Below are 20,261 nucleotides of genomic sequence, written 5' to 3' on the forward strand. Positions count from 1 at the left end.
AAGTAGTTTTACTCAGCGTTTAGTTTTGCAGTAGCTGTGTTTAATTTATCTAAGTTTTCAAACATGGTGTTAGTGTAATCAACCAGTTTATCTATTTCTTGTTGATCTTGATTTAGCCATTGAATGATACCTGATAGCTGGCTTTCTAATCCTAGTGTTTGCGCTTTAGAGTAAGCCGATTTTAGATCATCATTAAAAGGTGCGACGGTTTCGGCAATGGCCTTTTCTGATGTTGGCTTAATTTGTTCATACTCTTTAATAGCTGCCACAGTTTTGCTTTGACGTAAGTCCATTGAAAATGCCACCAGCTGTTCATTTCCTAAGCTGAGTTCTTGGGCTTGTTCAAATGCTTTATCTAAGTCGCCACTGAAAAAGGTTTTACTTACATCTTGTAACTCTGCCATTAAATCATTTATAGCTTGCTGTTCGTCTTCATTAAGCTCTCCATTTACTGACATAGAAAATGACAACTCACGAGACTCAGAAAATTGCGTACTAAATGCTTGTGAGCTTTCAGTTTGCTGATAGCGACTAGATGACTGGGATTGGTAAGCGTCTGCAAAACTAATACTCACCTCATCACCTTCTGCGGTGGTAAAAGTATAATCAGCGCTGTTACTAAGGTTCACATATTGCGATTGACTAACCGTTACACTTGCTGGCTGAGGATTAAATAAGTTCTGCTCAAATTTATCAAGGCCATTAAAGATGCCCTCTTTTGATTTATCAATACCCTCTTCAAGCTCTTGATTAAATACGCCCATGCCTTTTAATTCATCGACAGCTTCATCAACACCTGTTTGCACGCCTTTACGTGCCTGGTTGAGTATATCTTGTAGCTTGTCATCATCGGCACCATTGGCTTTGGCTTTTTTTACTGAGCTGGTCACAAAGTCTAAAACATTTTTGACTACTTCATTAAAATCAAACAATGGTTTGTCTTTTTTCGCTTCAGCAACCGGCAAGCCTAATTCTTTTGCCATTTTGTCACCCAATACGGCAGCAGCCAATTCTTTTCCGCGTTGCTGATAGCTAGTTGGTGGGGAGTCTATTTTAGGCTGTGGCATTGCTTGCTTAGTATTGTATTTATTGGCATTGCTGTTTGGAACAAAACTAAAGTTACCTATTTTCATGAGAAGACTCCTATTTAGACATACTCTTATATCGGCCAAGTAAGCCTATACTGTAGTAAAATGCTTAAAAAAAGCTCACTATATTTGATCAAAACTAGACAAATACGCTTCGCTCCCTACAATAGCGCCGATAAACAGATCTCAACGATAAGGTTATACCGTTAATGGCAGTTATAAATATAGATACCACGCAGTACGATGCACAATTAAATGAAAAAGAGCAGCGTATTACAGAGCAGTTTCAACGTTTCGGTGTAAAACAGTTAGAAGTATTTAGCTCTGAGCCTATTAACTACCGTCAACGTGCAGAATTTAGAGTATGGCACGATGGTGACGATCTGTTTCACATTATGTTTGATCAACAAACGAAAGATAAAATACGTGTTGATACCTTTGACCCTGCAGCTCCTTTAGTAGGTGAAGTTATGCAGGTAATGATTGATAACTTAAAAGGCTGCGAAGTACTGCGTCGTAAATTATTCCAAATAGATTATTTATCGACCCTCAGCGGTGAAATTTTAGTAAGCTTGCTTTATCACAAGCCACTTGATGAAAACTGGTTAACTGAGATTAATGCCTTAAAGGAAAAGCTAAGTAGCCAGTACAAAATTGACTTTATTGGCCGTGCACGTAAGCAAAAAGAAAAATTAGGCGATGACTTTGTTACTGAGCGTTTAATGGTAAATGGCCAAGAGCTAATCTATCAACAGGTAGAAAATAGCTTTACTCAGCCTAATGCGAAGGTGAATATTAAAATGTTAGAGTGGGCACAAGAGCTATGTAAACCACTAAACAATGATTTACTAGAGCTGTATTGTGGTAACGGAAACTTTTCAATTGCACTTGCGGGCTCATTTAATAAAGTGCTGGCAACAGAAATATCAAAATCGTCTGTGCATTCAGCGCAATATAATATTGCTCAAAACAAAGTAACTAACTTAGATATTATTCGCATGTCGAGCGAAGAGTTTACTCAGGCAATGAAAGGCGAGCGTACTTTCTCTCGCTTAGATGGTATTGACCTTAGTAGTTACAACTGCCAAACCATTCTAGTCGACCCACCTCGTGCTGGCATGGATACCCTAACGTGTGATTTAGTGGCTAACTATGAGAATATTATTTATATATCATGTAACCCAGATACGTTAGAGCGTGATCTTGATCACTTATGCCAAACCCATGAGGTTAAGCGCTTTGCAATATTTGATCAGTTCCCTTACACACACCATATTGAATCTGGTGTATTTTTACAGAAAAAATAAAATCCAATACTATAATGCCAGCGCCTTGATAAGTGCTGGTATTTGCTCTTCACTAAATACTTTAACTTGATGCTTTACCAATAACTTAGCGGTCAGCCCCATGCCTTTTACTTTCACCCCACTATGGCTTCCATCATAAATTGTATTACGGCCACACGAAGGACTAGACTCTTTTAGTAAAGCAAAGCGAATATTATGCTTATTACAAAGGGCTAATGCTTTATTAGCGCCAGCTTCAAATGCACTTGTTACATCCTCGGCAGTATTTGTAATAACTCGATTTTGCTTTATCTCAGCGGGCGCTCTAGGCACGAGTAAGCCACCAGCAATCTCAGGACAAAATACGATTAATCTATTTTGCTTTTGCCACAAATTAAGTTGAGGGTGCAATATTGTTTGGCCTTTACCATCATAACGAACTGGCAAACCTAACAAACAACTTGAGATTAAAATTTTTTCCATAATGAATTTTCTTCTCCAAATAAAAAAGCTCCTTTCGGAGCTTTTTTATTTCACTAAACTAATTATTTATTTGCTAAGTAGTTAATAAGTGCGCTTACATCTTCTGGCGATGAAATACCTGACTCGCCACCTAAGTTAAGCTTATATTTACCATTAACAATAAATGTTGGAACGCCACGCAGTGCCCCTTTTCCTTTAAAGTAATCTTGGTCGCGCTTCATTTTAGAGCTCAGTGTACGTACCGAGAAGCTTTCAAATAATTTATCAAACTTGTCGCCATCTACACCTTGCGCTAAAAATACATCTTTTACATCTGCAAGCTCATTAAAACGAGCACGCTTTGCGTGAATGTGGTCAAACATCGCTGAAATAATTTTATCTTTTTGCGGTAGTACTTCAGCAGTAGCTAGTGCTTGGCTGATCATGGTTTGATGTTCTGGGTCACGAACGCCCACGAAATCCACATGGCTTTTCTTAAACTTTACGTTTTTGTCTAGCTTAGGTTTGATCTCAGCAAGCAGTGGCTCCATGTTATTACATGCAGGGCAGTAAAAAGAGAAAAACTCTTTTACTTCTGGCTTTCTGGTTGCACGATCAGAGACGACATCATAATGTACGCCCTCTTCGTAAGTGGCAGCAAAACTGGTTGCAGCTAAAGGGAGTAATACAGCAAGCAACCCTGCTTTAACTAATTTGATCATTATTATGGTGCTCCAAAAATTATAGTTTTAGTAAAAAGCTAATTAACTCATCAAGTTCTTGTTGGCTCTTGATTGTATTAATATTGATTTTATATTTGTCATTTACGATAAATGTAGGTACGCCAGTTAATGCGCCAAGCTCAGAATATTTATTCTGCTTATCTTGCATGGCACGTTCAGCTGCTATGATAGGCAAACTAGCAATATCATTATCAAATGTGCTGTTATCAATTGCGTTAAGCTCTAATAACTTCTTAACGTCTTTAATTTCTGTTAATGGTGCACGCTGAATATGGATGCTTTTAAAAATTTGCGCTGTTACTGCTTCGGCTTGACCATGTTTTTTAGCAATTAAGTAAGCAAAGCTCAGGTTACTTTGTGCTTGTGGTGAAACGCCCCCTAAAAAGTTAACATGATTTTTTACAAACTCAGCCCCTTCAGGTAAGTTTTCTGCAATCCCTTTTGCTACCGGCTCAAACTTAAAACAGTGCGGGCAATAGAAAGAGAAGAATTCGGTTACGTTTGGCGTTTTACTCTTTTCAACGTCAATCACAGTATATTGATTACCTGCTTCAAAGTTGGCAGCTAGTGCTGCGAAAGGTAAACATAGGATCAGTAAACTTAGTTTTAATTTTTTAAGCATGAATATCTCGTTATACTTCTTTTTTAAATAAAAATATTATGGCAATAATTTTAACGGGGCTTCTTGCAAAGCTGCAAGCTGTTCTTTAAGCGCTAAAATTTGTTGCTCCCAGTATTTGTCATCTGCAAACCATGAAAAGTTCCGTACAAAAGCTGGATCGCTCCAACGTTTTGCAACCCAACCCATGTAATGAATCATACGCATGGCGCGAAGCGGTTCGATCAGCTTCAGTTGTGAGTGATCAAAATCACAAAACTCTTCATACGCATTCACTAAAGTGTCTAACTGTAACAGCTGTGTTTGTCGATCGCCACTGAGCATCATCCATAAATCTTGAATTGCAGGTCCTTGGCGGCTATCGTCTAAATCAACAAACATCAGCGCATCCCCAGCCCATAAAATATTACCAGCATGGCAGTCTCCGTGTAAGCGAATACTGTCTACATTTTTATATTGCAGCTGCGCTTGGGCAATAACTAAATCTAAAATAGTGTAAAAGGAAGTTTCTAGTCCCATAGGAACTAAATTACTTTTTTGTAAATGAACTTTAGCTGTATGCAGGTATTCATCACAGCTAACGATTGGTCTTTGGGTAAAGGGCTGCGTTTTCGCTACTTGGTGCATGCGACCAATTAAACGCCCTAGTACGTCAAGCTGATCTAAATTATCGACTTCAAATAAACGCCCGCCTACACTTGGGAATAAAGTAAATAAATACCCTTGGTGTTCAAATAAGCTTTGCCCATTATGCTTTATTGGCGCAACCACCGGTACTTCTGCGGCTGCCAGTTCAAAAGCAAAATCATGTTCCTCTTGAATTTGTGCTTTGCTCCAGCGCTCAGGCCGATAAAACTTAACAACGTAACGTTTTCCACCCTCAGCTACAAATTGATACACTCGATTTTCGTAGCTATTTAGCGCTAGCAACCCTGACTCAGCGTAAATATCAACGCTTTCGATGGCATCCAAAATAAGATCTGGGGTTAAGTCAATAAAGCTAAATTTACTCATATACTTCTTATATAAAAGAAAAGCGGGAATATCCCGCTTTTTTGTTAATATCAGTGTTCGTCTTTTAATACAGACTCTTTATCGCGCTTTAAAAAAGTTACTTTGCTGCGATATTTGGTTATCGGGTTCGTTTATTGGCGACAGTACAAAGTTAAACTCGGTCATTGGCGCTTTTAAATCATAAGGGTCCATTACTAATGATAACGGCACATTATGCGATTCACCAGCGTTCACCGTAAAGGTGGTATCACCTATGTATTTATAGTTATCTAACCCTTTAACATCAATAGAGAATGTTTGCTCGTACTGTGCCTTATTAATCACTTTTAAGGTGTAGGTGTTTTCAACTAAGCCATTAAAATCGACACGATACAACTGATTGCGATCACGGATAATATCAAAGTCCATAGGTTTACGCATAGCTATATTGGCTACCAACGCACCGGTAAGTAAGACTAAAATAATACTGTAACCAATCAGCTTAGGACGCAGCGGATGAGTTTTATTCTCTGGGGTTTCCAAGTTACGCTCGGTGGTATAAGAGATTAGACCTCGAGGATAATTCATTTTGTCCATTACGCCGTCACAGGCGTCAATACACGCGCCACAGTTTATACACTCGTATTGCAGACCATTACGAATATCAATCCCAGTTGGGCAAACCTGCACACACAAGTTACAGTCAATACAATCACCTAACCCCAGCTCTTTTGGGTCTTGTTTACGCGAACGTGGCCCGCGGTTTTCACCACGCGCTTCATCGTAGCTTACAGTAAAGGTGTCTTTATCAAACATTGCTGACTGAAAGCGTGAGTATGGGCATATATGTAAACACATAATTTCGCGCATCCAACCCGCATTACCATAAGTACAAATAGTAAATACAATAATACTAACTAAGGCATAACCGCCTACGTTAAAGGTAACAAATTCTGGGAGTAGTTCGCGAATAGGCGTAAAGTAACCAACAAAGGTTAACGCTGTATATAGAGAAAATAGCACCCAACTAGTGTGCTTTGCGGTTTTTCTCCAGAATTTATCAAAATCCATTGGCCGCTGATCTAACTTTTTACGTTGATTAGCACTGCCCTCAAATTTTTCTTCAAACCAAATAAAAATAAAGGTCCATACTGTTTGCGGACAGGTATAGCCACACCATACGCGGCCATAAAAAGTAGTCACTAAAAATAGAGCAAACGCCGCAAGCATAAAAATAAATGCAAGAATAGTGAAGTCTTGTGGCCATAGGGTTAAACCAAAAATATTAAACTTTTGCTCCATTAGCTCAAACAACACAGCTTGCTGGCCATTAAAGTTGATCCAAGGCAATAACATAAACGCTAGCATGCCTAAAAAGCCAATGCGTTGTCTTAGTAATTGATGAAGCCCTGTAACCGCACGTACATAAATGCGATTGCGGGGGTTAAATCTATCTTCTTGACGGCTCAGATCAGGTTTTTGGATCTTAACCTCTGTTGGTATGTTTTTTACTTTAATTTGCTTATCCATTGAAGTTCCTCAACGCCGCTAGGAAATAAAAATTCAGCAATCTTTTTGTACTTTTCGCCTAAGTGTAGCAACTTGCATGCTAAACATAATACGCTTTAAGTCGCACTTGTATACTTTCAGATATTTCAGAAATATCTAACTACTGCCTCTTATTATACGCATATTAGCTAAAATTACTGACTAGATTGCTAATAATTTATTCAATTTGTGACTTGCTTTTAAGGTGTATTTTATTACACTTGCCGGCTACTAAAGTGTTGTTTGGATCAAGGTTTGTATATTTATGAAGAAATTTTTTATACTAGTGGTTGTGATCCTAGCATTTTTTACCGTTGATCATCCTTTGGTAAAAGAGCCGCGCGAACGGTTGCTCGGTGATGGTATCGGTTTGTTAAGCAGCTCAACTAAAGTAGATCGCTTTCCTGTAGCAACCATGACGAGAAATAAAGTGAATCAACAGTTAGCACTTTCTCGTTCTGAGCAAGACTATGTTGCTAAAACATTTACTACGGATGAATCAGTCAAGTTATTTGAACTACGCTATTGTCGCCAAGGTGATCTAAACCTCTATTTTTACGAAGAACGATTACTTACTGTATGTCGTATTATCAAAGAGTCATTAGCGCAAGCGAGAGTAAAGTAATGGATTTTTCTGGATTAAATAAAAAAGCAAGTAACTCATTTCATAAACATCGCACCATGCTTAAGCAATTGGCACAGGGTAAAACGTTAAAATGCGAACATTGTAATGGCGTATTAACCCTTAACTTAGCCACCAGCGAGCCTGGTAAGGGAGTAATACAGTGCAAACAAGGTTGCACTGATATTGAATTAGAAATTGGCGGTTAGGTGTTAAGAATAACGATTGAGCGCTAGAAAACTTACTCTTCCCACCCTTCATCAGTATATAAACCACTGTTAAGCGCAACAATTTCGATAAGTTCAGCAAAACCTAACGCAAAGTCGCCCATTAGCTCGTACTGCTGCTCACATAAGTGCAATTCATCAATATTATTTTGTTGTGCAATTTGCACAATGACTGGTTTATCGAGTGCAAAAAAACTGAGCGTAGCCTGTGCGCTTTCAAGCGCTTGCTTGTATTGAATGTCTAGTTGCTCACTTGCTAATAACTTATGGGTATACGCTTGGCTTGCGGTTAAAAAACCCGCTGACCACTGCTGGCAAAAGTCATATTCAAACTCAGCGGGTAACTTATAACCCAACTCAAATACTTGCTCACTCACCTGATGGTGTAATGCCATAAACAAAAATAACATGTCTTCATCAAGGTCGTTTGCTGTATCAGGGAGAATATTTTCTAACCATTGGTGAACTTCTAATGGCTCAGGTGAACATATAACGCCAAATAAATAACCTTGGCTTTGGGTAAGGCTCATTGCGCCTGATTGGGTATTTAAAAACTCGCTGAGCAGCTTAGCATGCTGCTCAGTAAACTGAGGTATTTGCATTAAAACTCTTTATATAAAATATTAAAATTTAAGTGGGTAACGACCTTGGTTATCTGGTCTGCCTAAAAACTTCACCGCGTCATGTACCTCTTTGGGTAAAGTTAGATCAGGTTTAACATATCCCGCAACTTTAAAGTCAAAATTAGCCTTTAGTGTAGCATCTGCTTCTAGCCCTAATCTATTGTCTGGCTCGATGAGTATAGCAACATCGCCCGACTTACAACTTAATTTGCCACTAAGATCACCAATATTGAACCAACCAGTTAAACCTTGTACGTCAATATCAGGACTGGCTATTTCACCTTGTAGTGATTGGCAATATGGCGCTCCAGAAACGTATTCATCGAGCTCTAAAATTACACGTCCTTTAGCAGTAACTGGTAACGGTAAATCAATTCGCTGCATTGCTCGCTCAACCGTTGAACGCACTACAGTATCAGTTATTTTAAGCTCATCACTTGCTAGTGAATAACTAATATCTGCATAGCCCGATATGTCACTGCGTTCGCGAGGATTACCAAAGCGTAAGTTAGTATTCACTTGAGCTTTAAATAACGCCCAGCCAGATATATCCCAGCGTACATTATTTAATTGCTCACCTTCAAAGCGCAGCTGCATAACTTGTCCCTGCCACAACGTGCCAGCAGTTTGTCCTATTTCTAGCTGCGGTGGAAAATACGGTTTAGCTAAATTTACAGCAACCGCAGCCGGTAATTTAATAACGCTAAAAACAATAAAGCTCATTAAAAAAACGATGGATAATATTATTATTTTTTTCATTAACTACTTCTCTAATACTAAACGGCTTACGCGTACATAACCGGATTTATCATCTTGGCTTAAATCTAGATTTTCTACGCTTAAACCATGCTGATTAACGAGCTCATCAATCCATTGGATTAATAGATTAAACTCTACTGAGTCGAGCGTTAAACGAAGTGAGTTATCATTAGGCTGCATTTTACTAATATTAATGCTGTAACGGCCGCGCGTATTATTAACTATTTGGCTGAGATTTTGATTACTCACAGCTTGCGTTTTACCCGCGGCTTTGAGCTTAACAATACTCTCGTCTACCCAGGCTAACAATTCTTGCTGTTTTATTTGTGATTGCTGTGCCCGCTCTATCGCAGTATTTAAAGGCCTAAAAACCCCCATCACCAAAACAAAAATGATAAATACAACGCCTGCAACCATAATTAGTTGTTGCTCTTGCTCTTTTAATGAACGCCAATATTGCATTAACTGCTGCTTCATTGTGCACCTCGCAGTCTGATTTCGCCGACGATAAAATCGCCATCATTATTTAACGAGCCCTGCTCAACAGTAACCCCTTGCTGCTCTAGAATGGCTTTAACCTTACCAAAAGTTTGAAAGTCTTTACCACGCGCTCGAATGCGCAATTCATTACGGCGTTTGTCAAAGCGTAATGTTTGTGGCGTAAACTCACTCACTTGCGAAAACACGCTAACCAATTTACTGGTTAAATCTAAAAAGCCAGCATCGCTAACACCTTGTACTTTATTCAATGCACCCTGTATTTGATTTTTAATTAAATGAGGGCGTACTCGTGTGCCGGGAAAGGCTTTTTGATATCGCTCTACTACTTGCGATTTAGCTACTTCTAGCTGCGAATTAAGCTGATGCAATTCAACCGCTTTAATAGTCACACTTGATACCAAGGCAACCACACTAATAATGGCAGCACTTTTCCAGTAACCCCACCATAACGCAGTTTTCTTTTTAAGGGTGTAAGGTCCTTGACGCAAATTAAACTTAAGTTTATCAAGTTGTTTAGCAAATAATGCTAACGGTAACTCATAGTCACTTGTTTGCGGATATAAGTTAAGTGCTTCAGGAAACTGATCAGCGGGGCTGTAATGCTTGATATCTGGGTTGCCTAATGCTACTAAATACTCGTTTAGCCAACTGCTTTCAACCGCGCTAATGTGCCAGTCACCTTGTTTAAAGAGCCACTGTTTATTAAGTTCGATGGCAGTAACACATGACTCTTCAGCGCTTGGCAATAGTAATGCATCCGGTACTATTTGATACGGAGTGAGTTGATGTTGTTCAAATACTTCTAACCAGTGCTCAAACCAATCACGGTTCGTTAGCGCAATCTTAATTGCATGCTGCTCATCAACCATAGTTGGCTCCCCAAGCGCGATATAAACGTCGTCTATATCACATGCAATATCTTCTTCGAGCATATAGGGCAATGCTTGCTCTAATTTACGGCTCCACTTTGTTGGCAGTGTCACCGTTTTTAATTGCACCTGGTCACATGGTAAAAGTACCACAAGTTCTCGGGTTAATGCTTTTTCAGTTAGTTCACTTAACTGATTGGCATTTTGTAGCTCGCCACTGGCTATTATTTCTTGTTCTTGTGGTGAGTATATTAACCAGTTAAGTAAATCTTGCTCGGTTTGACCCGTGCGGATCAACAGTATCTCTGTCACTGTACGCCTCCAAATTTTCGCGCCAGTATCGTTACCTCGCCATTGCTGGCATACAGTAATGTGGTCATCGAAAAACGCAAATCAACAAATTTTGCCTGCGTTTGTAATTTAAAATATTCACTTTTTAAACTAAAAAGTTTTTCTACTGCTTTGATATTTTTGCCGCCTTGTTGTTTAACAGACTCAAAAAACTCTTCAATATTATCAAAGCCATTTTCAGGTCGCGCTGCAATTACCGCTTGAGCACCCGAAACACTCAGTTCGTCTATTAGGCCACTGAACAATAAAGCTTGCTCTTCAGTGACCGTATTAACATTAATTGAAAGTAACGTACTGCCAGGGATCACACAGACAAAAGGCAGCACCTTTTCCATCACTAAAGGGTTAAACCCTTTAATTAAACGCAGTTCAGATACCGAAGCAAATAGGTTATTTGCTGTCATGTACGGAAACTGACGCGATAAATACTCGCCCTCTTCAGCTCCTGAGCGATACGTAATACTATTTTTATCCAACCAGTCAAAAACACTATCAGCCATACCTTCTTCAGACTCATCACTGGGTAAGTCTTCTATATTTTCTAATATGGCAAACAACGCTTTATGCGCAGGGTTCGTTTTATTAGTACTGTTTGAGTCAGGCTCAGCACCAAGCGCATTTAAGTTTAAACAAGCTTGTAAATCAGTTAACTGACCGCTTAACGTGCCGTTATCAACTGGATACTTAACATCACCTTGCTTTGCCCACGGCTGCGCTAAGGTGGTTTTTTCTGGATCGTCTTTTTTACTTTGAATTAAGCCTTTAATAGCTAATTCTTCAGCGCCATAAGCATACCATTTAGCCTGTTGCTGACTTTGCAAGTTAGTACTTCTTTGTACCTGTAACATTAAGTTCGCACTCATTTCTACGGCTAAAATAGCAGCCAGCGCGACAATAAATAACACAATAACTAACGCCGCGCCGCGTGATGTTTTTTGATTCATCAAGGCGTTCCTCGGCCATTTGGTTGCGATTGGTTAGTACCATCATTAACCGGTTTTGGTAGCTCTTTACCGAGTCCTGGCACTAAAAAAACGCGCCTAATTGGTTCTGCGTTCATTTGCTTTAACGTTACAGCTACCGCTTTAGGTAACGCCTTAATTTGCCAGTTTTCTTGCCACTCTGCGTTACCATCTAAAAACTCAAATTTAAGCTCTTCTACGTCAGCTAAAACAACTTGGCTACGAGGCTCCATATTATCAAGTTGATCAACATAAATGCGATATACTCGTTCTAAGTTGTCATCAATTACTCGATAACCAACAGCTTGCAGCTCTGAGCGAGGAAGTAAATTAATGGGATTCATCCAACCATCACGCACAAAGGCAATGCCATCAAGCTGGCTTTCTAAAATGTAGCGCCCTGCAAGTAAGTAACTCTCTTGAAAATCCCCAGCTTCATTACGCACTTGGCGTTTAGTCATTTGGCTAAAGTCTTGATCCATTAGCCTGAAGGCTGTTTGTAACCCATTTAGCTCAGCAATTTTTTCATCTGATGCTTCTTTGGCACGCGTGGTGGTATCAAGTATTTGGTGGGTGGCCATAATAACAAACGCCAACACTCCTAGTGCCACCATCACTTCTAATAATGTAAAACCGCGCTGCTTCACTTATGGCTTACCTTTATTTAGGTAAGTACTTAACTCATAAATTGAATTTTCATACTTATCATCTGTAAACACATTAATAGTGACCTTTACAAAGCTCTTATCCGCAGTGGGCACAACATCTTGGCGCCAAAACCATTCAATCCCCGCCATCATCTCAGTACCGCGGGTACCATTTTTACCTTGCCATTTTTCGCCTTTCGTTCGTTGTTCTACCAATACATTCTCAGCTACCCATGAGCCATACGTTTGCTCTTCAATGCTAGATAAGTGATGAATATGCTCACCAGTTGCTTGCATTGCAGCAATACCCGCCATAGCACAAATACTTAGCGCAACTAAGACTTCTAATAAGGTAAAACCTTGGTATTTTTTCATTATTGGGGCTCTCGACGAAAATCAACTGGCGCAGCAAATTTACCTTCAATAAAATATACCGGCTCCGCCTGATCTTTTAACTCAAGCATGAGCTGAAATGCACTTACATCAGCAGAGGATAAAAGAAGTACTTGAGGAACTTTTAATTTTTTAAGTTCTAATAAGCTATCTTCATTATCGCCACTCATTAACTCACGCCAGTTAGACTGCTCTAATAAGTTATCTTGTGCCCAAGGTAGGTCTTCTAAATTAAGTGTTACTTTAAATTGCTGGTCAAACTCAATTGGTTTAAATAACTCTTCCCGCTTAAAGCTGGTCCACTTTTCGCCATCAAACACTAAAAATTCAAGCGTATTTTGATCAACTAATAAACCTAACTCTACCTGGTTAAGTACGGCAAATTCCGATGCGGCATTAATGGTGGTATGCAGCCTACTTGCTTGCTTATCTAGCTCTTCCTCTGCGCCGCCATCTAAGCTGTATACCACCATTTTGGTGGCAAAGGCGATGATCACCAATACCACTAAAATCTCTATTAAACTAAAACCATATTGCTTTGCACCTAGGTGCTTAAGGTTTACCCGCATGGTAAACCCCTATTAACTAAGTTTAAGCGTATGATAAAGTTAATGCCCATTACTGCTTATCTTCATCCCAGTTACCAATATCATCATCGGTAGCCGGTTCGCCATCGGGTCCCATAGAAAAAATGTCAAACTTACCAATCTCTCCTGGACTAATTAGTTGGTAATTTTTACCCCACGGATCTTCTGGTAATTTGCTAATAAAACCACCATCTGGGAAGCGTTTTGGAATAGGCTCAATACTAGTTTTAGTCACTAATGCCTCTAAACCTTGCTCTGTACTTGGGTAGCTTTTATTTTTAAGCTTGTACAAACTCATAGCATCTTCTAACTGCTGAATATCTAAATGCGCTTTATCAATAGCCGCTTCTTCTTGCTGACCCATAATATTAGGTGCCACAATCGACATGATCATCCCGATGATAACCAATACCACCATCACTTCTAATAAAGAAAAACCTGATTGTTTATTCACGTTATTACCTCGTTATTCTAAAAACACTAAACAAAAATGATTTAAGTAAATCATTAATATAAAAAAATAATTAAAGGCCAACAGCCTTATTCATTGCCATAATTGGCTGCAAAATTGCCATTACTATAAACAGTACAATGACTGCCATAGAGGCAATCATTGCGGGTTCTAATAATTTTAATGACACATTGACCATACTTTCAAACTCGCGATCTTGATTGTTAGCGGCTCGCTCTAACATTTGCTCAAGTTCACCAGACTTTTCACCACTGGCTATCATATGCAGCATCATTGGTGGAAACAACTTAGTTTGCTGCAGTGAAGCACGTAGGCTTGCCCCTTCACTTACTCTTTCTGCGGCATCAGCCACAGCTTGTTTGATTTTTTCGTTAACTAATACCCCACCAGAAATACGCATTCCTTCTAGTAGCGGTACTGAACTTGACGATAAAATACTTAAAGTACGAGCAAAGCGCGCGGTATTAATCCCTCTAGCAACTTTACCTATGCCTGGCATATGTAATACTTTTGCATCCCACCAAAACCGTACCTTAGGTTTTTTAAGCGCATACTTGATTCCAACCGCGGTAGCGGTGATCACCAGTAAACTTATAAACCAGTAATTTTGCACAAAATGACTACCCGCCATAACCCACTCGGTAGTCCAAGGTAAAACTTGTTTGGTTTTTTCGAACGTTTTTAATATTTTAGGTACTACGGTACCTAATAACACCGAAACAATACCAATAGCAAACACCACCAAAATAATCGGATACACCATAGCCTGCGTAATTTGACTGCGCATATGTTGGCGCTGCTCGGTATAATCAGCTAGCCTGTTGAGCACTTGATCTAAGTGACCTGACTTTTCACCTGCCGCCACCATAGCGCGGTATAAATCGTCAAATACATGCGGAAACTCACTCATCCCATCAGCCAGGGTATAACCTTCCACTACTTTAGAGCGCACCGACATTAACATACGTTTTAAGCGTGGTTTTTCACACTGCTCAGCAACCGCCATTACCGCCCCTTCTACAGGTAGGGCAGACTGAATTAAGGTTGCAAGCTGACGAGTGATCAAAGCGAGATCGGCTGTTGATATGGTTGGTTTAAATAAAGAACCGAGTAAAGGAGCTTTTTGACCTTTAACTTGTTTGTCATCTTGCGCAGCAGGCACAACCTCAAGTGGTGTAAGCTTTTGATCGCGCAGAAGCTGACGAACTTGCTTAGCTGTATCGGCTTCTAAAATACCTTTTTTTTCTTTTCCCCGGCCATCTAATGCGCGGTATTCAAACGCTGCCATAGTTAGCCTTCCTCACGCGTTACGCGCAGCACTTCTTCAAGCGTTGTTTTACCTGCAAGCACACGGCTGCAGCCATCTTGACGAATGCTTGGGCTGTGTTTACGAATGTATTTCTCTACGCTTTGCTCACCTTTACCGCTGTGGATCATTTCACGAATGGTTTCGTCGACGACTAATAACTCGTGAATACCAGTACGACCTCGGTAGCCATTAAAGTTACACTCTTCACATCCTACCGCGCGGTAAATCGTTGGAGCATTGTCAAACGGTACGCCGAGTAATTCACATTCACGCTCATCTGCAACGTGACCTTCTTTACAGCTATTACATAAAGTACGTACCAAGCGCTGGGATAATACCCCTAGTAATGAAGACGATAATAAAAACGGCTCAACGCCCATATCTTCCATACGAGTGATTGCGCCTGAGGCGGTATTAGTATGTAACGTAGACATAACTAAGTGGCCAGTAAGTGATGCTTGTACACCAATTTGGGCTGTTTCTAAATCTCGTATCTCACCGACCATAACTACATCAGGATCTTGACGTAAAATAGCGCGCAGACCACGGGCAAAAGTCATATCAACCTTGGTATTAACCTGTGTTTGGCCAATGCCAGGAATTTCGTACTCGATTGGATCTTCAACCGTTAAAATATTGCGATCCCGCGAGTTAATTTGGCTCATACCTGCATATAGCGTGGTACTTTTACCAGAGCCTGTAGGGCCTGTTACTAAAATTATACCGTGAGGCTTGCTAATTAAGTCGGCAAACAGCTCTCGGTTTCGAGCTGTCATACCTAAGTCTTCTAAGTTTAAACGTGCATTGTTTTTATCAAGCAAACGCAGTACCACTCGCTCACCAAAGCTCGATGGCATAGTCGACACACGCACATCTACAGCGCGCCCAGCGATACGTAAACTAATACGGCCATCTTGCGGTATGCGTTTTTCTGCAATATCGAGTTTGGCCATTACTTTAATACGCGATACCAACAAAGAGGCTAGTTTACGATTAGGCTTTAGAACTTCTTTGAGTACGCCATCCACCCGAAAACGAATAACCAGCTCTTGCTCAAACGTTTCAATGTGGATATCAGAGGCGCCTTCTTTAATTGCCTCACTGAGCATGGCATTAATCAGCTTTATAATAGGTGCATCGTCGTCACCGGCAAGCAAGTCTTCTGTTTGAGGGAGCTCATCAGCTAGTGAGAATAAATCAACCTCATTACCAATATCTTCCATCATTTGCTGAGTTTCTGAGCTATCACGTTGATACGATGCTTCTAGTAATAGCTCAAACTTATCATCTTCTAGTTGCTCAAGTGTAAAGCCATGTCCTGCAATACGACGCACTTCTAATAATACATCAACATCAAGCTCACCACGGTAATACACAATTTGGTTATCTTTATGCTTACTGAGTAACGCGCCAACACGTCTGGCATAAGAAAACGGCAAACGTTTTGCAGGCAGTTCAATTAAGTCATCTTGAGCAAGCTGTTCATCATTACTATGAGTAATTGGATGAACAACATCTTGATTAATATCTTCTATCGCATTAGTCATCATTACGCTCTTGTGCATTTTGTTTGCGTAAATGCTCTTCATACGTTGGTGGTAACAACAATTCGTCATTCCACTCAGGTAAAATAGGTGTGTCTGACATTGGCATTAAATTAATACCATCTTCACGTTTTTTAAATTGTTCACCGCGAATAAAGTTATATTTATTAAAGCTAAGTTTATTCATACTAACGCCATCGCGAATAATGGTCGGTCTTATAAATACAATAAGATTACGCTTACGCTTTGTTGTATTAGTTGACTTAAATAAGTGCCCTAAAATAGGGATGTCGCCTAGTAATGGCACTTTTGACACGCTTTCTTGTACATCTTCATCTATCAAGCCGCCTAATACCACCATGCCGCCATCATCTGCCATTACGGTTGTTTTAATTGCGCGCTTATTGACTGAAATATCAACTGCCGTTGCACCACTTACACTGGAAACTTCTTGTTCTATAGTCAACTGTACCGCTGAACCATCATTAATTTGCGGTGTCACTTTAAGCTTTATACCCACTTCTTGGCGCTCAACCGTCTGGAATGGGTTCGTATTATTACTACCTGTTTGCGAGCCAGTAATAATTGGCACTTCTTGGCCAACTAAAATAGACGCTTCTTCGTTATCCATAGTGGTAATAGAGGGAGTCGCTAGAATATTAGAATTAGTATCAGTTGAAACCGCTTGTACGATTGCGCCCCAATCGTTTTTAATCACTCCCATAGCTAAACCATTAATACCACCAAGTAATGATGCAAGCGGGCCGTAGTCGCCTTCTTTTGTTTCATCATATTCAGTTGGAGTACCCGTCTCTGTTCCAATAATTGTTTTAGTTATTGTTGTGTCACGAGCTTGCTCAGCAGCTACAGCTAAAGCACCGACAGGCACAGTGGTACCATTATTAAATTGCAGCATGCCGCCTTCTTCTGAAATCCATTGCAGACCAAAGTTAACGCCATCGCCTTCCATTACTTCAATTATAATGGCTTCCACTAGTACTTGTGCGCGGCGAATATCTAAGCGCGCAATAACAGACTCTAGTGAACGCATTGTATCTGGCTGAGCGGTAATAACTAATGAATTAGAATCTGGATGAGCTTCAATGCTAGTGTCGTTCTTATTACTACTGCGAGTTTTGGTTGCCCCACCTTTTGAGTCCTCTGCCAGCGATTTGCTCACACCTTGGAGTACTTTTACTAAATCTTCGGCCTTTGCGTAATTGAGGTAAAACACTTTGGTATTACCTTGGCTTTCCAGTTCTCCATCTAAACGTTTAATGAGCTCAATGGCACGTGTGCGTGCTTGGCCTTCACCACTGACAATCACACTATTAGTACGACCATCAGCTACGACTTTAGGAATTAAAAACTCAGGTACGCTACCCTTACCACTATCTTTATAGATATTTTCAACTACTGAGACAACATCATCAGCCGTTGCAAACTTGAGCTTAACGATATCGACTCGCTTATCACCCGCTTGATCAACAGAGCGAATAATTTCTACTAAGCGGTTAACCGAGGCTGCATGACCAGTTAGCATCATTACGTTGGCCGCGTTAAAGTTAGCAACGTGACCACCGTCTTTTTGATCGCTAAATTGGCGAACTAAAGGGCCTAACTCTTGTACGCTTACATTTTTAACTCGCACAACCCGTGTAATCATCATATCGCCAAGCGCTTGGCTATCAGCAGTAATTAATGGCACGTTTGATTTTTTAGCATCTGAGCTTTTTTCTATTTTTATTATGTTGTTGTCCATTTCAACGGCTGAATAACCGTAAACTTCTAAAACATTTAAAAAGAACTGATAGTAAAGCGCCTCATCCATTAATTCATAACTACGTACATTTACTTTGCCACGCACGTTAGGATCAATAATGATGGTTTTATTAAGGTTTTTGCCAACAATATTAATAAACTCATTAATATCTGTGCCCTTAAAGTTAGCAGCATATTCAACAGCAGCAACCGACATAGAAAGACTTGCCGCTAAAAAAAGTGCTGCATACTTAGCTAACCCTTTTTTAATTTTTTTGAGGTGTAGCACCTGAACCATTATGTTAAAACTCCAAAGCTAAGTTATTGCAGACTAAATAGTACATCTATTTGCTCACCATCACGCTCTATTGTGATAGTTGCATCTGTACTGTTTCGCAGCTCATTCATTGCTGCCATTGCCTGTTTTAAATCTGTTAATTGATAACCGTTAATTGCCACGGCTAAATCGTTATTTTGTAATCCCATTTGTTTAAATAGTTCGGGCTCTTTACCTGGACTCAAACGATAACCTATAAGTTCCCCATCATTCATCGCTTGAGAAACACGTATATAATCAAATAGCTTACCAGGTTCTTCTAAAAGCTCTTCGCGAGTTTCTATTAATGCTTCTTTCACCTCAAGGTTGGCAGTGGCATCAATTTGTTCATCGCTTTGTGCTGAAGGCGCTAAAGGTCCCATTTCAGACTCATCTCGTGCAGCGAGTACTGGCATTGATACTGTTTTAGTAAAGTCGAGTCCATCAAGCATTAAGGTTTCAAAGCGGCCACTTACATCTAAAATCACACGATCTGGGAGTATTTGCGATACTTTCGCACGTGTACCTTGCACCACATCCTCCACTAAATAACTCGTCTGGCGACCTTGTGACTCAATAATAGCCATTCCCGCTTTATCATCATTACTCACAGCAACAATACCGGTTAAGTTAATACTAAGACGCGTTTCAGGGGCATTATTGATAACTTTAGTTTGCGAAGCAGTATTGGTATTTTTTGTTACATTTACTTTACCAAATAAAAATTGCTCAATGATCGAATCTATAGACTGGTTATTACCGCCCATTGCTTGGCTAGAGTGACTAATAGGAACAAGGGGCGATGTTATTGGCTGCGGCCATAATAACCACATCAATTTTGATAATAAAAATGCAATATAAACAACAACTAAAACCATAACCATTGCACTTAATCTCGCGTGCGGTAAACGGCTTAATAAATGTTTAAATTGTTGAACGTGCTGTTCCATAGGTAGTATTCTTATTTTAATTTATAACGAAATCACTCAGCCATAGTACCTTTTCATTTTTCATTCAACAAGCACGCTAATATTAAACTTTGTAAACAGATTAATTTATTTATCGTATCAGCTATCAAGCAATAGCTACATGCGGTAACGGTTTCGTGATAATTTACCTAGGCAGTAAATTTACTAGGGATGTTTTATGACAAAGAAAACTAAACTCAATGACAGCTCAGAAAACGCTGACGCACTTAAAGTGAGGTTGGACAAATGGTTATGGGCGGCTCGATTTTATAAAACGCGTGCAATAGCTCGAGAAATGGTACAAGGCGGCAAAGTACATTATAATGGGCAACGCAGTAAGGCTAGTAAAATTGTAGAAATTGGCGCAGTTATAAAGCTAGCTCAAGGCGTTGATGAAAAAACCATCACAGTATTAAATATACTTGAAAAGCGCCAAAGCGCCCCCATTGCACAGACCATGTATCAAGAATCTGATGCTAGTATTGCTAAGCGTGAAGAAAATAGTATTGCACGCAAAAATAACAGTTTCTTTGCCCCTCATCCGGATAAAAAACCAGATAAAAAGCAAAGACGCGAACTTTTAAAAATGAAATCAAGTTAGGTATAGCCGC

At 39.8% G+C, this 20,261-nt stretch carries 23 protein-coding genes; 4 read left to right on the plus strand and 19 right to left on the minus strand.

Going from position 1 to position 20,261, the window contains the following annotated elements:
- Positions 1-8 precede the first annotated feature (8 nt).
- Positions 9-1,133, minus strand: a complete 1,125-nt coding sequence (locus FLM47_RS14065; RefSeq protein ID WP_178956685.1) for a DUF5610 domain-containing protein — start codon at positions 1,131-1,133, stop codon at positions 9-11.
- A 164-nt stretch (positions 1,134-1,297) separates the two neighbouring features.
- On the opposite strand from FLM47_RS14065, the gene trmA reads away from it, so the two are divergent.
- On the plus strand, positions 1,298-2,395 hold the full coding sequence (trmA, locus tag FLM47_RS14070) for a tRNA (uridine(54)-C5)-methyltransferase TrmA (RefSeq protein ID WP_138608198.1): 1,098 nt from the start codon (positions 1,298-1,300) through the stop codon (positions 2,393-2,395).
- Between the two features lie 9 nt (positions 2,396-2,404).
- On the opposite strand, the gene FLM47_RS14075 is transcribed toward trmA, so the two are convergent.
- From FLM47_RS14075 to ccoG, 5 genes are all read right to left on the minus strand, one after another.
- Positions 2,405-2,857, minus strand: a complete 453-nt coding sequence (locus FLM47_RS14075) for a DUF523 domain-containing protein (protein ID WP_109875875.1) — start codon at positions 2,855-2,857, stop codon at positions 2,405-2,407.
- Between the two features lie 62 nt (positions 2,858-2,919).
- The gene (locus FLM47_RS14080; RefSeq protein WP_008113400.1) at positions 2,920-3,558 is read right to left on the minus strand and encodes a thiol:disulfide interchange protein DsbA/DsbL; all 639 of its coding nucleotides are present in this window, start codon (positions 3,556-3,558) and stop codon (positions 2,920-2,922) included.
- Between the two features lie 19 nt (positions 3,559-3,577).
- Positions 3,578-4,201 (minus strand): thiol:disulfide interchange protein DsbA/DsbL, encoded by a 624-nt coding sequence (locus tag FLM47_RS14085; RefSeq protein ID WP_036980428.1) that lies wholly within the window; start codon positions 4,199-4,201, stop codon positions 3,578-3,580.
- Positions 4,202-4,237: 36 nt separating this feature from the next.
- Entirely contained in the window at positions 4,238-5,212 is a 975-nt protein-coding gene (locus FLM47_RS14090; protein WP_055013406.1) for a serine/threonine protein kinase, read from the minus strand.
- 78 nt (positions 5,213-5,290) lie between these two features.
- Complete coding sequence (gene ccoG / locus FLM47_RS14095) at positions 5,291-6,721, minus strand: cytochrome c oxidase accessory protein CcoG (protein WP_010393031.1); 1,431 nt, start codon at positions 6,719-6,721, stop codon at positions 5,291-5,293.
- Positions 6,722-7,004: 283 nt separating this feature from the next.
- Here ccoG and FLM47_RS14100 point away from each other — a divergent pair, with 283 nt between their 5' ends.
- Together FLM47_RS14100 and FLM47_RS14105 are read left to right on the plus strand one after the other, a co-directional pair.
- Positions 7,005-7,364 carry a hypothetical protein gene (locus tag FLM47_RS14100; protein ID WP_010393028.1) on the plus strand — a complete coding sequence of 120 codons (360 nt, stop codon included), beginning with the start codon at positions 7,005-7,007 and terminating at the stop codon, positions 7,362-7,364.
- On the plus strand, positions 7,364-7,570 hold the full coding sequence (locus tag FLM47_RS14105) for a hypothetical protein (protein WP_010393026.1): 207 nt from the start codon (positions 7,364-7,366) through the stop codon (positions 7,568-7,570). Before FLM47_RS14100 ends, FLM47_RS14105 begins: the two co-directional genes overlap by 1 nt.
- Positions 7,571-7,602: 32 nt before the next feature.
- Here the strand turns inward: FLM47_RS14105 and FLM47_RS14110 are convergent, their stop codons facing one another.
- The 13 genes from FLM47_RS14110 to gspC all read right to left on the minus strand — a co-directional run bounded on the left by FLM47_RS14110 (position 7,603) and on the right by gspC (position 19,632).
- Positions 7,603-8,190: a UPF0149 family protein gene (locus tag FLM47_RS14110; RefSeq protein ID WP_138596731.1), complete on the minus strand. Its 588-nt coding sequence runs from the start codon at positions 8,188-8,190 to the stop codon at positions 7,603-7,605.
- 21 nt (positions 8,191-8,211) lie between these two features.
- The gene (locus FLM47_RS14115; RefSeq protein ID WP_138608184.1) at positions 8,212-8,970 is read right to left on the minus strand and encodes a type II secretion system protein N; all 759 of its coding nucleotides are present in this window, start codon (positions 8,968-8,970) and stop codon (positions 8,212-8,214) included.
- A gap of 3 nt (positions 8,971-8,973) precedes the next feature.
- The gene (gspM, locus tag FLM47_RS14120) at positions 8,974-9,447 is read right to left on the minus strand and encodes a type II secretion system protein GspM (protein WP_178956686.1); all 474 of its coding nucleotides are present in this window, start codon (positions 9,445-9,447) and stop codon (positions 8,974-8,976) included.
- A complete protein-coding gene (gene gspL / locus FLM47_RS14125) occupies positions 9,444-10,652 on the minus strand; it encodes a type II secretion system protein GspL (RefSeq protein ID WP_178956687.1) in 1,209 nt (402 codons plus the stop codon). The genes gspM and gspL overlap by 4 nt, the downstream gene beginning before the upstream one ends.
- Positions 10,649-11,635 carry a type II secretion system minor pseudopilin GspK gene (gene gspK, locus FLM47_RS14130; RefSeq protein WP_178956688.1) on the minus strand — a complete coding sequence of 329 codons (987 nt, stop codon included), beginning with the start codon at positions 11,633-11,635 and terminating at the stop codon, positions 10,649-10,651. The genes gspL and gspK overlap by 4 nt, the downstream gene beginning before the upstream one ends.
- Positions 11,635-12,300 carry a type II secretion system minor pseudopilin GspJ gene (gene gspJ, locus FLM47_RS14135; RefSeq protein WP_010393015.1) on the minus strand — a complete coding sequence of 222 codons (666 nt, stop codon included), beginning with the start codon at positions 12,298-12,300 and terminating at the stop codon, positions 11,635-11,637. The genes gspK and gspJ overlap by 1 nt, the downstream gene beginning before the upstream one ends.
- Positions 12,301-12,675 carry a type II secretion system minor pseudopilin GspI gene (gene gspI, locus FLM47_RS14140; protein ID WP_010393012.1) on the minus strand — a complete coding sequence of 125 codons (375 nt, stop codon included), beginning with the start codon at positions 12,673-12,675 and terminating at the stop codon, positions 12,301-12,303.
- A complete protein-coding gene (gene gspH / locus FLM47_RS14145) occupies positions 12,675-13,262 on the minus strand; it encodes a type II secretion system minor pseudopilin GspH (RefSeq protein ID WP_178956689.1) in 588 nt (195 codons plus the stop codon). The genes gspI and gspH overlap by 1 nt, the downstream gene beginning before the upstream one ends.
- A 49-nt stretch (positions 13,263-13,311) precedes the next feature.
- Positions 13,312-13,734 carry a type II secretion system major pseudopilin GspG gene (gene gspG / locus FLM47_RS14150; protein ID WP_178956690.1) on the minus strand — a complete coding sequence of 141 codons (423 nt, stop codon included), beginning with the start codon at positions 13,732-13,734 and terminating at the stop codon, positions 13,312-13,314.
- Between the two features lie 70 nt (positions 13,735-13,804).
- A complete protein-coding gene (gspF, locus tag FLM47_RS14155) occupies positions 13,805-15,040 on the minus strand; it encodes a type II secretion system inner membrane protein GspF (protein ID WP_010393005.1) in 1,236 nt (411 codons plus the stop codon).
- 2 nt (positions 15,041-15,042) lie between these two features.
- Positions 15,043-16,608 carry a type II secretion system ATPase GspE gene (gene gspE / locus FLM47_RS14160; RefSeq protein WP_232735523.1) on the minus strand — a complete coding sequence of 522 codons (1,566 nt, stop codon included), beginning with the start codon at positions 16,606-16,608 and terminating at the stop codon, positions 15,043-15,045.
- Complete coding sequence (gene gspD / locus FLM47_RS14165; protein ID WP_178956691.1) at positions 16,601-18,664, minus strand: type II secretion system secretin GspD; 2,064 nt, start codon at positions 18,662-18,664, stop codon at positions 16,601-16,603. Before gspD ends, gspE begins: the two co-directional genes overlap by 8 nt.
- Positions 18,665-18,687: 23 nt before the next feature.
- Positions 18,688-19,632 carry a type II secretion system protein GspC gene (gene gspC / locus FLM47_RS14170; RefSeq protein WP_178956692.1) on the minus strand — a complete coding sequence of 315 codons (945 nt, stop codon included), beginning with the start codon at positions 19,630-19,632 and terminating at the stop codon, positions 18,688-18,690.
- Positions 19,633-19,828: 196 nt separating this feature from the next.
- Between gspC and hslR the strand changes: the two genes are divergently transcribed.
- Positions 19,829-20,251 carry a ribosome-associated heat shock protein Hsp15 gene (gene hslR / locus FLM47_RS14175; RefSeq protein WP_010392996.1) on the plus strand — a complete coding sequence of 141 codons (423 nt, stop codon included), beginning with the start codon at positions 19,829-19,831 and terminating at the stop codon, positions 20,249-20,251.
- Positions 20,252-20,261 lie beyond the last annotated feature (10 nt).

It is taken from the genome of Pseudoalteromonas sp. Scap06, assembly GCF_013394165.1.
Lineage (GTDB): Bacteria > Pseudomonadota > Gammaproteobacteria > Enterobacterales > Alteromonadaceae > Pseudoalteromonas.

What these genes read in the sequence shown, in the direction of transcription:
- FLM47_RS14065 (WP_178956685.1), bottom strand. Translation starts at nt 1,133, where the DNA reads ATGAAAATAGGTAACTTTAGTTTTGTTCCAAACAGCAATGCCAATAAA.
- trmA (WP_138608198.1), top strand. Translation starts at nt 1,298, where the DNA reads ATGGCAGTTATAAATATAGATACCACGCAGTACGATGCACAATTAAAT.
- FLM47_RS14075 (WP_109875875.1), bottom strand. Translation starts at nt 2,857, where the DNA reads ATGGAAAAAATTTTAATCTCAAGTTGTTTGTTAGGTTTGCCAGTTCGT.
- FLM47_RS14080 (WP_008113400.1), bottom strand. Translation starts at nt 3,558, where the DNA reads ATGATCAAATTAGTTAAAGCAGGGTTGCTTGCTGTATTACTCCCTTTA.
- FLM47_RS14085 (WP_036980428.1), bottom strand. Translation starts at nt 4,201, where the DNA reads ATGCTTAAAAAATTAAAACTAAGTTTACTGATCCTATGTTTACCTTTC.
- FLM47_RS14090 (WP_055013406.1), bottom strand. Translation starts at nt 5,212, where the DNA reads ATGAGTAAATTTAGCTTTATTGACTTAACCCCAGATCTTATTTTGGAT.
- ccoG (WP_010393031.1), bottom strand. Translation starts at nt 6,721, where the DNA reads ATGGATAAGCAAATTAAAGTAAAAAACATACCAACAGAGGTTAAGATC.
- FLM47_RS14100 (WP_010393028.1), top strand. Translation starts at nt 7,005, where the DNA reads ATGAAGAAATTTTTTATACTAGTGGTTGTGATCCTAGCATTTTTTACC.
- FLM47_RS14105 (WP_010393026.1), top strand. Translation starts at nt 7,364, where the DNA reads ATGGATTTTTCTGGATTAAATAAAAAAGCAAGTAACTCATTTCATAAA.
- FLM47_RS14110 (WP_138596731.1), bottom strand. Translation starts at nt 8,190, where the DNA reads ATGCAAATACCTCAGTTTACTGAGCAGCATGCTAAGCTGCTCAGCGAG.
- FLM47_RS14115 (WP_138608184.1), bottom strand. Translation starts at nt 8,970, where the DNA reads ATGAAAAAAATAATAATATTATCCATCGTTTTTTTAATGAGCTTTATT.
- gspM (WP_178956686.1), bottom strand. Translation starts at nt 9,447, where the DNA reads ATGAAGCAGCAGTTAATGCAATATTGGCGTTCATTAAAAGAGCAAGAG.
- gspK (WP_178956688.1), bottom strand. Translation starts at nt 11,635, where the DNA reads ATGAATCAAAAAACATCACGCGGCGCGGCGTTAGTTATTGTGTTATTT.
- gspI (WP_010393012.1), bottom strand. Translation starts at nt 12,675, where the DNA reads ATGAAAAAATACCAAGGTTTTACCTTATTAGAAGTCTTAGTTGCGCTA.
- gspH (WP_178956689.1), bottom strand. Translation starts at nt 13,262, where the DNA reads ATGCGGGTAAACCTTAAGCACCTAGGTGCAAAGCAATATGGTTTTAGT.
- gspF (WP_010393005.1), bottom strand. Translation starts at nt 15,040, where the DNA reads ATGGCAGCGTTTGAATACCGCGCATTAGATGGCCGGGGAAAAGAAAAA.
- gspE (WP_232735523.1), bottom strand. Translation starts at nt 16,608, where the DNA reads ATGACTAATGCGATAGAAGATATTAATCAAGATGTTGTTCATCCAATT.
- gspD (WP_178956691.1), bottom strand. Translation starts at nt 18,664, where the DNA reads ATGGTTCAGGTGCTACACCTCAAAAAAATTAAAAAAGGGTTAGCTAAG.
- gspC (WP_178956692.1), bottom strand. Translation starts at nt 19,632, where the DNA reads ATGGAACAGCACGTTCAACAATTTAAACATTTATTAAGCCGTTTACCG.
- hslR (WP_010392996.1), top strand. Translation starts at nt 19,829, where the DNA reads ATGACAAAGAAAACTAAACTCAATGACAGCTCAGAAAACGCTGACGCA.